Annotated in this window: 17 protein-coding genes; all 17 read right to left on the reverse strand. The window is 67.1% G+C overall.

Annotated elements, in window-relative coordinates; all coding sequences use genetic code 11:
* Positions 1-2: 2 nt before the first annotated feature.
* Positions 3-539: a 50S ribosomal protein L6 gene (rplF, locus tag IM778_RS13725; RefSeq protein WP_194409402.1), complete on the reverse strand. Its 537-nt coding sequence runs from the start codon at positions 537-539 to the stop codon at positions 3-5.
* 6 nt (positions 540-545) lie between these two features.
* On the reverse strand, positions 546-944 hold the full coding sequence (gene rpsH, locus IM778_RS13730) for a 30S ribosomal protein S8 (RefSeq protein ID WP_194409403.1): 399 nt from the start codon (positions 942-944) through the stop codon (positions 546-548).
* A 153-nt stretch (positions 945-1,097) separates the two neighbouring features.
* The gene (gene rplE / locus IM778_RS13735) at positions 1,098-1,688 is read right to left on the reverse strand and encodes a 50S ribosomal protein L5 (RefSeq protein ID WP_194409404.1); all 591 of its coding nucleotides are present in this window, start codon (positions 1,686-1,688) and stop codon (positions 1,098-1,100) included.
* 2 nt (positions 1,689-1,690) lie between these two features.
* Positions 1,691-2,050, reverse strand: a complete 360-nt coding sequence (rplX, locus tag IM778_RS13740; RefSeq protein WP_194409405.1) for a 50S ribosomal protein L24 — start codon at positions 2,048-2,050, stop codon at positions 1,691-1,693.
* 2 nt (positions 2,051-2,052) lie between these two features.
* Positions 2,053-2,421 (reverse strand): 50S ribosomal protein L14, encoded by a 369-nt coding sequence (rplN, locus tag IM778_RS13745; protein ID WP_127818513.1) that lies wholly within the window; start codon positions 2,419-2,421, stop codon positions 2,053-2,055.
* Positions 2,418-2,732 (reverse strand): 30S ribosomal protein S17, encoded by a 315-nt coding sequence (gene rpsQ / locus IM778_RS13750; RefSeq protein ID WP_194409406.1) that lies wholly within the window; start codon positions 2,730-2,732, stop codon positions 2,418-2,420. The genes rplN and rpsQ overlap by 4 nt, the downstream gene beginning before the upstream one ends.
* Positions 2,732-3,046, reverse strand: coding sequence for a 50S ribosomal protein L29 (gene rpmC / locus IM778_RS13755; RefSeq protein ID WP_194409407.1), 315 nt, complete (start codon positions 3,044-3,046; stop codon positions 2,732-2,734). The genes rpsQ and rpmC overlap by 1 nt, the downstream gene beginning before the upstream one ends.
* The gene (gene rplP, locus IM778_RS13760; RefSeq protein ID WP_067354305.1) at positions 3,046-3,465 is read right to left on the reverse strand and encodes a 50S ribosomal protein L16; all 420 of its coding nucleotides are present in this window, start codon (positions 3,463-3,465) and stop codon (positions 3,046-3,048) included. The genes rpmC and rplP overlap by 1 nt, the downstream gene beginning before the upstream one ends.
* A complete protein-coding gene (gene rpsC / locus IM778_RS13765; protein WP_168912869.1) occupies positions 3,465-4,220 on the reverse strand; it encodes a 30S ribosomal protein S3 in 756 nt (251 codons plus the stop codon). The genes rplP and rpsC overlap by 1 nt, the downstream gene beginning before the upstream one ends.
* Positions 4,220-4,618 (reverse strand): 50S ribosomal protein L22, encoded by a 399-nt coding sequence (gene rplV / locus IM778_RS13770; RefSeq protein WP_194409408.1) that lies wholly within the window; start codon positions 4,616-4,618, stop codon positions 4,220-4,222. Before rplV ends, rpsC begins: the two co-directional genes overlap by 1 nt.
* Before the next feature lie 26 nt (positions 4,619-4,644).
* Positions 4,645-4,926, reverse strand: a complete 282-nt coding sequence (rpsS, locus tag IM778_RS13775; protein WP_127818509.1) for a 30S ribosomal protein S19 — start codon at positions 4,924-4,926, stop codon at positions 4,645-4,647.
* Between the two features lie 12 nt (positions 4,927-4,938).
* The gene (gene rplB / locus IM778_RS13780) at positions 4,939-5,778 is read right to left on the reverse strand and encodes a 50S ribosomal protein L2 (RefSeq protein ID WP_194409409.1); all 840 of its coding nucleotides are present in this window, start codon (positions 5,776-5,778) and stop codon (positions 4,939-4,941) included.
* A gap of 26 nt (positions 5,779-5,804) precedes the next feature.
* The gene (gene rplW, locus IM778_RS13785) at positions 5,805-6,110 is read right to left on the reverse strand and encodes a 50S ribosomal protein L23 (protein ID WP_019181726.1); all 306 of its coding nucleotides are present in this window, start codon (positions 6,108-6,110) and stop codon (positions 5,805-5,807) included.
* Positions 6,107-6,769, reverse strand: a complete 663-nt coding sequence (gene rplD / locus IM778_RS13790) for a 50S ribosomal protein L4 (protein ID WP_194409410.1) — start codon at positions 6,767-6,769, stop codon at positions 6,107-6,109. Before rplD ends, rplW begins: the two co-directional genes overlap by 4 nt.
* A gap of 4 nt (positions 6,770-6,773) precedes the next feature.
* The gene (gene rplC, locus IM778_RS13795; protein WP_194409411.1) at positions 6,774-7,433 is read right to left on the reverse strand and encodes a 50S ribosomal protein L3; all 660 of its coding nucleotides are present in this window, start codon (positions 7,431-7,433) and stop codon (positions 6,774-6,776) included.
* An 8-nt stretch (positions 7,434-7,441) separates the two neighbouring features.
* On the reverse strand, positions 7,442-7,750 hold the full coding sequence (gene rpsJ / locus IM778_RS13800; protein WP_106816553.1) for a 30S ribosomal protein S10: 309 nt from the start codon (positions 7,748-7,750) through the stop codon (positions 7,442-7,444).
* Positions 7,751-8,229: 479 nt separating this feature from the next.
* Positions 8,230-9,582 carry a hypothetical protein gene (locus IM778_RS13805; protein ID WP_194409412.1) on the reverse strand — a complete coding sequence of 451 codons (1,353 nt, stop codon included), beginning with the start codon at positions 9,580-9,582 and terminating at the stop codon, positions 8,230-8,232.

The raw sequence follows: 9,582 nt of genomic DNA on the forward strand, positions 1-9,582 counted from the left end.
GGTTACTTACCAGCCTTTCCGGCCTTGCGCCGGACGACCTCGCCGGCGTAGCGCACACCCTTGCCCTTGTACGGCTCGGGCTTGCGGATCTTGCGGATGTTGGCAGCCGCCTCGCCGACGGCCTGCTTGTCGATGCCCGAGACCGTGAGCTTGTTGTTGCCCTCGACGGTCAGGGTGATGCCGGCAGGCGGCTCGATCAGGACGGGGTGCGAGAAGCCGAGAGCGAACTCGACCGCGGTGCCCTTCTGCGCCACGCGGTAACCCGTGCCGACGACCTCGAGGCCCTTGGTGTAGCCCTGGGTGACACCGACGATGTTGTTGTTGATGAGCGTGCGGGTGAGGCCGTGGAGCGAGCGCGACGAGCGCTCGTCGTCGGGACGGGTCACGACGACCTGGCCCTCCTCGACCTTGACCTCGATGGGACGGGCCACGGTGAGCGCGAGCTCGCCCTTGGGGCCCTTGACGGCGACATCCTGGCCGTCGACCGTGACGGTCACACCGGCGGGGATGTCGATCGGAAGACGACCGATACGCGACATGTCAGATCACCACACGTAGGCGAGGACTTCCCCACCCACGCCCTTCTGCTCTGCCTGGCGGTCCGTGAGAAGACCGGAGGAGGTGGACAGGATCGCGACGCCGAGACCGCCGAGGACACGGGGGATCTCGTTCGACTTCGCGTAGACGCGGAGACCGGGCTTCGAGACGCGCTTGATGCCGGCGATCGACCGCTCGCGGTTCGGGCCGTACTTGAGCGTCAGCGTGAGGGTCTGGCCGACGCGTGCGTCGCTGACCTCCCAGCCTGCGATGTAGCCCTCCTGCTTGAGGATCTCGGCGATGTGCGTCTTGAGCTTCGAGCTCGGCAGCGACACGGAGTCGTGGTGCGCCGAGTTCGCGTTGCGCAGACGGGTCAGCATGTCTGCGACCGGGTCTGTCATTGTCATTTGTAGATTCCTTTGCTCACGAGGTTTCGGCTGCCGTTACACGACAGACGACCTTCGATGACTGCGATATTCGGTTGTGGGCTCGTTTCGTCTCGCTCCTCGCTCAACGACCGGGTCCCGGCCGTTGAGCGAGCGAAGCGAGACGACACGCGGTCAGGCCTGCTGGTCCTCGTTGCGGAACGGGAAGCCGAGGTGGCGCAGGAGCGCGCGGCCCTCGTCGTCCGTGGTCGCCGACGTCACGATGGTGATGTCGAAACCGCGCACGCGGTCGATCTTGTCCTGGTTGATCTCGTGGAACACGGACTGCTCCTGGAGACCGAACGTGTAGTTGCCGTGGCCGTCGAACTGCTTGCCCGACAGACCGCGGAAGTCGCGGATGCGGGGCAGCGCGAGGTTCACGAGGCGGTCGACGAACTCCCACGCACGATCGCCGCGAAGGGTCACGTGCGCGCCGATGGGCTGGCCCTCGCGCAGCTTGAACTGCGCGATCGACTTGCGAGCCTTGGTGACGACCGGCTTCTGTCCGGTGATCTTGGTGAGGTCGTCGACCGCGCCATCGATCACCTTGCTGTCGCGAGCGGCCTCGCCGACACCGGTGTTCACCACGACCTTGACCAGGCCGGGGATCTGCATGACGTTCTTGTAACCGAACTCCTCCAGCAGCTTCTGCTGGATCTCGGCCTTGTACTTCTGCTTGAGGCGGGGCTGGATCTTGCCAGCCTCCACGGCAGTGGCGGTGCTCATGTTCAGAGGTCCTTGCCTGACTTCTTCGCGTAACGCACGCGGACCGTGCGCTTGACGCCGTCCTTCGTCTGCTCCTCGACGCGGTGGCCGACACGCGTCGGCTTCTTGGTCGAGGGGTCGACGAGCTGGACGTTGGAGATGTGGATCGGGGCTTCCATCGTCTCGATGCCGCCCGTCTTGGTGCCGCGCTGGGACTGGCCGACACGGGTGTGCTTGGTGACGTAGTTCACGCCCTCGACGATGACGCGGTTCTGCTCGGTGAGGACCTCGAGGACCTTGCCCTGCTTGCCGCGGTCGCCGCCACGCTCGGGCTTGGCGCCCGTGATGACCTGAACCAGGTCGCCCTTCTTGATGTTCGCCATGATCAGATGACCTCCGGGGCGAGCGAGACGATCTTCATGAACTTCTTGTCGCGAAGCTCACGACCGACCGGTCCGAAGATGCGGGTGCCGCGGGGCTCCCCGTCGTTCTTCAGGATGACGGCGGCGTTCTCGTCGAACTTGATGTACGAGCCGTCGGGACGACGGGTCGACTTGACGGTGCGGACGACGACGGCCTTGACCACGTCGCCCTTCTTCACGTTGCCGCCCGGGATCGCGTCCTTGACGGTCGCCACGATGATGTCACCCAGACCGGCGTAGCGACGGTTCGAGCCGCCGAGAACGCGGATGGTGAGCAGCTCCTTGGCGCCCGTGTTGTCGGCGACCTTGAGGCGGGACTCGTTCTGAATCACTTGGCCTTCTCCAGGATCTCGACCAGACGCCAGCGCTTGGTGGCGCTCAGCGGGCGGGTCTCGTTGATGAGGACGAGGTCGCCGATGCCGGCCGTGTTGCCCTCGTCGTGCGCCTTGACCTTGGAGGTCCGGCGGATGACCTTGCCGTACAGCGGGTGCTTCACGCGGTCCTCGACCTCGACGACGATGGTCTTGTCCATCTTGTCGCTGACGACGTAGCCACGGCGAGCCTTGCGGTAGCCGCGGGCGTTGACGTCGCGGACGTCGTGCTCGCCGTGCTCGACCTCAGCGGCCTGCTTCTTGTCAGCCATCACTCGGCCTCTTCCTTGGTCGCCTCGTCGGCGGAGTCCGCCTTCTTGGCCTTCGTCTTCTTCGCCTTGGTCGCCGTCTCCAGCGGAGCGGGCGTGGCACGGATGCCGAGCTCGCGCTCGCGGATCACGGTGTAGAGCCGCGCGATGTCGCGCTTGACCGCACGGATGCGGCCGTGGCTCTCGAGCTGGCCGGTGGCCGACTGGAAGCGCAGGTTGAACAGCTCTTCCTTGGCCTTGCGCAGCTCCTCGACCAGGCGCTGGTCTTCGAACGTGTCGAGCTCGCTCGGGGCGAGCGTCTTGGTGCCGATCGCCATTACGCGTCGCCCTCCTCGCGCTTGATGATGCGTGCCTTGAGAGGCAGCTTGTGGATGGCACGGGTCAGGGCCTCACGAGCGAGCTGCTCGTTGACGCCGGCGACCTCGAAGAGGACGCGACCCGGCTTGACGTTTGCGACCCACCACTCCGGCGAGCCCTTACCCGAACCCATGCGGGTCTCGGCGGGCTTCTTGGTCAGCGGTCGGTCGGGGTAGATGTTGATCCACACCTTGCCGCCACGCTTGATGTGACGCGTCATGGCGATACGAGCGGACTCGATCTGACGGTTGGTCACGTAAGCGGGCGTGAGGGCCTGGATGCCGAACTCGCCGAAGGAGACCTTCGTGCCGCCGGTGGCCTGGCCGTCGCGCTTGGGGTGGTGCTGCTTGCGGTACTTGACCTTGCGGGGGATGAGCATTACGCCGACGCTCCTTCTGCCACGGGGGCCTCGTTGCGACGGTCGCCGCGCGGGCCACGGCGGTCGCCGCGCTCACGCGCCGGCTTCTGGTTCGCCTGCTCGCGCGCGAGCTCCTTGTTGGTCAGGTCGCCCTTGTAGATCCACACCTTCACGCCGATGCGACCGAAGGTGGTCTTCGCCTCGTAGAAGCCGTAGTCGATGTTCGCGCGCAGCGTGTGCAGCGGCACACGACCCTCGCGGTAGAACTCCGAGCGGCTCATCTCGGCGCCGCCGAGGCGGCCGGAGACCTGGATGCGGACGCCCTTGGCGCCGGCGCGCTGCGCGCCCTGCAGGCCCTTGCGCATCGCGCGGCGGAACGCCACGCGAGCGGTGAGCTGCTCGGCGATGCCCTGCGCGACGAGCTGGGCGTCGGCCTCGGGGTTCTTCACCTCGAGGATGTTCAGCTGGATCTGCTTGCCGGTGAGCTTCTCGAGGTCGGCGCGGATGCGCTCGGCCTCGGCCCCGCGGCGACCGATCACGATGCCCGGGCGGGCGGTGTGGATGTCGACGCGGACGCGGTCACGCGTGCGCTCGATCTCGATGTTGCTGACGCCGGCGCGGTCCAGCGACGTCGTCAGCAGGCGACGGATCTTGATGTCCTCGGCCACGTAGTCGGCGTAGCGCTGTCCGGGCTTCGTCGAGTCCGAGAACCAACGCGACACGTGGTCCGTGGTGATGCCGAGGCGGAAGCCGTACGGGTTGACCTTCTGTCCCATTACTTGCTCGCCTTCTTGCTCTTGGCAGCCGGCGCCGTCTCCGCGACCTCGGGGGTCGAGAGCACGACGGTGATGTGGCTCGTGCGCTTCTTGATCTGGAAGGCACGACCCTGGGCGCGGGGCCGGAAACGCTTGAGCGTCGTGCCCTCGTCGACGTACGCGTTCTTCACGTACAGGTCCTGCTCATCCAGGTACTCGCCGTCCTTGTCGGCCTTCACGCGAGCGTTCGCGATCGCCGAGGCGACGAGCTTGTAGATCGGCTCGCTCGCGCCCTGCGGCGCGAACTTGAGGATGGCCAGGGCCTCCTCGGCCTGCTTGCCCTTGATGAGGGCGACGACACGACGAGCCTTCTGAGGGGTCACGCGGATGTGTCGCACGCGTGCGATGGACTCCACCATTTCTCTCTCCTCTATGCGTCGCCGCGTCAGCGGCGACGGCCCTTCTTGTCGTCCTTCACGTGGCCGCGGAAGGTGCGGGTGGGCGCGAACTCGCCCAGCTTGTGGCCGACCATGGTCTCGGTCACGAACACGGGGATGTGCTTGCGACCGTCGTGGACGGCGATCGTGTGGCCCAGCATGGCCGGGACGATCATCGAACGACGTGACCAGGTCTTGATGACGTTCTTCGTGTTGGCTTCGTTCTGCGAGACGACCTTGCGAAGCAGGTGCTCGTCGACGAAGGGGCCCTTCTTAAGGCTGCGAGGCATCTTCCTCTACTCCTACTTGCGCTTCTTGCCGGCGTTGCGACGGCGAACGATGTACTTGTCGCTTTCCTTGTTCGCGTGGCGGGTGCGGCCTTCGGCCTGGCCCCACGGCGAAACAGGGTGACGACCACCGGAGGTCTTGCCCTCACCACCACCGTGCGGGTGGTCGACAGGGTTCATGGCGACACCACGGACGGTCGGGCGGACGCCCTTCCAGCGCTTGCGGCCGGCCTTGCCCCAGTTGATGTTCGACTGCTCGGCGTTGCCGACCTCGCCGACGGTCGCGCGGCAGCGCGCGTCGACGTTGCGGATCTCGCCCGAGGGCAGACGCAGCTGAGCGTAGGGACCGTCCTTGGCGACGAGACGCACCGAGGCACCGGCCGAACGGGCCATCTTCGCGCCGCCGCCGGGGCGGAGCTCGATGGCGTGGATGACGGTACCGGTCGGGATGTTGCGCAGCGGCAGGTTGTTGCCCGGCTTGATGTCGGCGCTCGGCCCCGACTCGACGATGTCGCCCTGCTGCAGCTTGTTCGGCGCGAGGATGTAGCGCTTCTCGCCGTCCTTGTAGTGCAGCAGCGCGATGCGCGCGGTGCGGTTGGGGTCGTACTCGATGTGCGCGACCTTCGCGTCGATGCCGTCCTTGTCGTTGCGACGGAAGTCGATGAGACGGTACTGACGCTTGTGGCCACCGCCGATGTGACGGGTGGTGATGCGGCCCTGGTTGTTGCGGCCACCGGTCTTGCTGAGCGGGCGGAGGAGCGACTTCTCAGGCGTCGATCGGGTGATCTCGGCGAAGTCTGCCACCGACGAGCCGCGGCGACCCGGGGTCGTGGGCTTGTACTTGCGAATAGCCATAGTTCTCTAGTCCTCTGTCCCGACCGTCAGCCGACTGCCGTGAAGATGTCGATGGTGCCCGACTTCAGGGTCACGATGGCGCGCTTGGTGTCCTTGCGCTTGCCGGTGCCGAAGCGGGTGCGGCGTGCCTTGCCGACACGGTTGATCGTGTTGACCGCGGCCACCTTGACACCGAAGATCTTCTCGATCGCGAGCTTGATCTCGGTCTTCGAGGCGCGCGGGTCGACGAGGAAGGTGTACTTGCCCTCGTCGATGAGCCCGTAGCTCTTCTCGGACACGACCGGCTTCAGGATGATGTCGCGCGGGTCCTTGTTCACGGCGATGCTGCTCATGCCGAGACCTCCTCGGTGGTGGTGCTCTTCGAGGCGACGAACGCGCCGAAGGCAGCCTTGGTGAAGACGATGTCGTCCGAGACGAGCACGTCGTAGGCGTTCAGCTGGTCGAACGGCAGCACGTGGGCGTAGGCGATGTTGCGGACGCTCAGCACGCTGAGGTCGTCGTCGCGGTCCACCACGACGAGCACGTTCTTGGTGGCGCCGAGCGAGGCGAAGACCGACGCGGCGGCCTTGGTCGAGGGCGCGCCCTCGATGTCGAACGACTCGACGACGTGAAGACGCTCGCCGCGAGCACGGTCGCTGAGCGCACCCAGCAGGGCGGCGGCGATCATCTTCTTGGGCGTGCGCTGCGAGTAGTCGCGCGGCTTGGGGCCGTGCACGATGCCACCGCCGGTCATGTGCGGCGCGCGGATCGAGCCCTGGCGGGCGTTACCCGTGCCCTTCTGCTTGAAGGGCTTGCGGCCGGCGCCCGAGACCTCACCGCGACGCTTGGTCGAGTGGGTGCCCTGGCGTGCCGCCGCGAGTTGCGCGATGACGACCTGGTGGATGAGCGGGATGTTCGTCTTGACGTCGAAGATCGAGGCCGGCAGTTCGACGGAACCAGCCGCCGTGCCGTCTGCCTTCACGACGTCGAGCGCGAGAGTCGAGTCAGCCATGAGTTCAGGCACCCTTCACTGCGTTGCGGACGTAGACGATGCGGCCGCGCGCGCCGGGGACGGCGCCCTTGACGAGCAGCAGACCCTTCTCGGCGTCGACGGCGTGCACCGTGAGGTTGAGGACGGTCACGCGCTCGCCACCCATACGGCCGGCCATGCGCATGCCCTTGAACACGCGGCTCGGGGTCGACGAGGCGCCGATCGAACCGGGCTTGCGGTGGTTGCGGTGCGCACCGTGCGAAGCGGAGACGCCCTTGAAGTTGTGGCGCTTCATGACACCCGCGGTGCCCTTGCCCTTGCTGGTGCCGACGACGTCGACCAGCTGGCCGGCCTCGAACGTGCCCTCAGCCGTGAGCTCCTGACCGAGTGAGTAGTCAGCAGCGTCCGCGGTGCGGATCTCGGTGAGGTGGCGGCGCGGCGTGACGCCGGCGGCCTCGAAGTGGGCCGTGAGGGGCTTGTTCACCTTGCGGGGGTCGATCTGGCCGTAGGCGATCTGGACGGCGTTGTAGCCGTCCTTCTCCGGCGTGCGCACCTGGGTGACGACGTTCGGAGCGATCTCGATGACGGTGACGGGAACGAGCTTGCCGTTCTCATCCCAGACCTGGGTCATGCCGAGCTTGGTGCCGAGCAGGCCCTTGGAAACCTTTTCGTTGATGTGTGCCATGTCGAACCTCAGAGCTTGATCTCGATGTTGACGTCAGCGGGGAGGTCCAGGCGCATGAGCGAGTCGACGGCCTTCGGCGTCGGGTCGACGATGTCGATGAGGCGCTTGTGGGTGCGCATCTCGAAGTGCTCGCGGCTGTCCTTGTACTTGTGGGGAGAACGGATCACGGCGATCACGTTCTTCTCGGTCGGAAGGGGCACGGGGCCCACGACGGTCGCGCCCGCACGGGTCACGGTGTCGACGATCTTGCGTGCCGACGAGTCGATGACCTCGTGGTCGTACGACTTCAGGCGAATGCGGATCTTCTGTCCCGCCATTGTCTGCTCACTCTCTTTCCGCGTCGTACCTCTCGGGCATTGGACGCACATGGCGCTCGCGCGCCGGGCATGTTCCTCGCGGCTGGAGGCCTTCCGGCCGCCGAGCCCGTCGAGGGGCACCGCTGTTCTGCTGTCAATCCGGGGCCGCGCCGAAGCGCCGTTCCCGGCATCCGTTCTCCGCCCGCACGGAACTGTGTCCGCAGAGGGAGGATTGGAGATGTGGTGGTTCTGCTGCCCGCGGCCTAGGACCCTGCGCGTGTGCGCCGCCTATGCACTGCCCTGGCAGTGATCCGGTGCACGCCAAAAGGGGCGCCGGAATGTGGAACCTCACTAGTCTACGTGCAGCCCGGGCGTGTCGCAAACTCGGGCGTGTCGCGCGAGCAGTACGCTCGGCGGCTTCCCAGCCGCCGGCCGGCGCGCGGGAACGCCAGAGGCGGCCGCGCCGGAGCGCGACCGCCTCTGTTGCTGTGTTGCGTCTGTTACGACGCGGTGTGACGACGGCGCACGGCGACGACCGCGAGGGCCGCGATGCCGAGCAGGACCGCGAGGCCTGCCGCTGCCGGGATCAGGGGGCTCACGCCACCGCCGGTGGCCGCGAGGCCGGGCGTCGTGCCGGGAGTCGAGTTCTCGAACGGCTCGCCGCCGCCCACGGGCGGGTTCGCGCACAGCGCGGTGGCCGGCGGGTACTCGACCTCGGTGGAGTACGACGGGTTCACCTCGAAGCGGATCGTGATGCCCTCGCGCGTCCAGGCGAAGTTGCCGTCGGTCTGCGCGTACTCACCGTCGACCAGCTCCCAGCCGGGCCACATCTTCGGCTCGGTCGCCGAGGCGCCGGGCCACAGCAGCGTGCCCGCGAGGGGCTGGCCGGGAACGACGTGGTCGTCGCCGTCGGGGTTCAGGAACGTGATGGTCACCGGCGTCTCGCTGTCGACCTCGTAGCCCTCCGGGAGGATGACCTCGTAGCCGAGGTACGGCACGTCGCCCACGCACACCGACAGGATCTCACCGGGCAGCAGCGGGCAGTCCGCCAGCTCGTCCTGCGTGAGCGGCCGCTCGGTCACCTCGTCCGTCGAAACCGGCTCGCCGAGCACCCAGGTCTCGGTCTCCGCGTCCCAGACGTGCTCGGTGACCGTCGTGGTCGTGGTGACGACGGCGGTCGTGCTGTCGCAGTCGAAGGTGGTCTTGGTGGTCACCGACCGGAGCGGCTCGGGCTTCTCGGGGTCGCCCGACTCGCACCCCTCCGTGAGCTTCGCGAGGTTGGGAGTCGTCCAGCTGATCTTCACGCCGGTCTCGAAGACCGTGCCCGCCTTCGGCACGGCGGTCCACGTGGTCGTCCCGTCCTCGTGCTCCTGCGACGTCCAGTCCGCGTTCTCGCTGCGGGTGATGAGCCCCTCGGCGAGACAGGTCGGCGGGGTCAGCTGGAGATCCGGCACGACGACGGCCGGCGCGGGGGTGGTGCCCTTGCAGACGATCCAGTGCGAGACGTCAGCCTGGTTGTTGCCGTTGGACGGCGATGCGTAGGCGACACCGGCCTCCGGGTGACGGATCACGTTGTTCGTGTTGCCCGCCTTGATGATCAGGGCTTCCCAGTGGTCACCGGGCCACGCGTCCTGGAACGGGACCAGCGTGATGGTCTTCTTGTCGGCGCTGATCGTGCCGTGCGAGGAGCTGCGAGCCCCATCGACCTTGTAGCACTCGGCCTGATGGTCGGCGTACCGCGTCTCCCAGTACGACTCCTGGTTCGCCTCGGGCGTCGCCGCCTCCAGCGTGCCGACGACGCCGACCAGTGCCGGCTCCTCCGCGGCGGCACCATTCGCGACCACCGGGGCCAC

This window comes from Microbacterium cremeum (genome assembly GCF_015277855.1).
GTDB classification, from domain to species: domain Bacteria; phylum Actinomycetota; class Actinomycetes; order Actinomycetales; family Microbacteriaceae; genus Microbacterium; species Microbacterium cremeum.

What these genes read in the sequence shown, in the direction of transcription:
- rplE (WP_194409404.1), bottom strand. Translation starts at nt 1,688, where the DNA reads ATGAGCACCGCCACTGCCGTGGAGGCTGGCAAGATCCAGCCCCGCCTC.
- rplB (WP_194409409.1), bottom strand. Translation starts at nt 5,778, where the DNA reads ATGGCTATTCGCAAGTACAAGCCCACGACCCCGGGTCGCCGCGGCTCG.
- rplX (WP_194409405.1), bottom strand. Translation starts at nt 2,050, where the DNA reads ATGGCGAACATCAAGAAGGGCGACCTGGTTCAGGTCATCACGGGCGCC.
- rplV (WP_194409408.1), bottom strand. Translation starts at nt 4,618, where the DNA reads ATGGTGGAGTCCATCGCACGCGTGCGACACATCCGCGTGACCCCTCAG.
- rpmC (WP_194409407.1), bottom strand. Translation starts at nt 3,046, where the DNA reads ATGGCGATCGGCACCAAGACGCTCGCCCCGAGCGAGCTCGACACGTTC.
- rplF (WP_194409402.1), bottom strand. Translation starts at nt 539, where the DNA reads ATGTCGCGTATCGGTCGTCTTCCGATCGACATCCCCGCCGGTGTGACC.
- rpsH (WP_194409403.1), bottom strand. Translation starts at nt 944, where the DNA reads ATGACAATGACAGACCCGGTCGCAGACATGCTGACCCGTCTGCGCAAC.
- rplD (WP_194409410.1), bottom strand. Translation starts at nt 6,769, where the DNA reads ATGGCTGACTCGACTCTCGCGCTCGACGTCGTGAAGGCAGACGGCACG.
- rpsQ (WP_194409406.1), bottom strand. Translation starts at nt 2,732, where the DNA reads ATGGCTGACAAGAAGCAGGCCGCTGAGGTCGAGCACGGCGAGCACGAC.
- rpsJ (WP_106816553.1), bottom strand. Translation starts at nt 7,750, where the DNA reads ATGGCGGGACAGAAGATCCGCATTCGCCTGAAGTCGTACGACCACGAG.
- rplC (WP_194409411.1), bottom strand. Translation starts at nt 7,433, where the DNA reads ATGGCACACATCAACGAAAAGGTTTCCAAGGGCCTGCTCGGCACCAAG.
- rpsC (WP_168912869.1), bottom strand. Translation starts at nt 4,220, where the DNA reads ATGGGACAGAAGGTCAACCCGTACGGCTTCCGCCTCGGCATCACCACG.
- rplW (WP_019181726.1), bottom strand. Translation starts at nt 6,110, where the DNA reads ATGAGCAGCATCGCCGTGAACAAGGACCCGCGCGACATCATCCTGAAG.
- rpsS (WP_127818509.1), bottom strand. Translation starts at nt 4,926, where the DNA reads ATGCCTCGCAGCCTTAAGAAGGGCCCCTTCGTCGACGAGCACCTGCTT.
- rplP (WP_067354305.1), bottom strand. Translation starts at nt 3,465, where the DNA reads ATGCTCATCCCCCGCAAGGTCAAGTACCGCAAGCAGCACCACCCCAAG.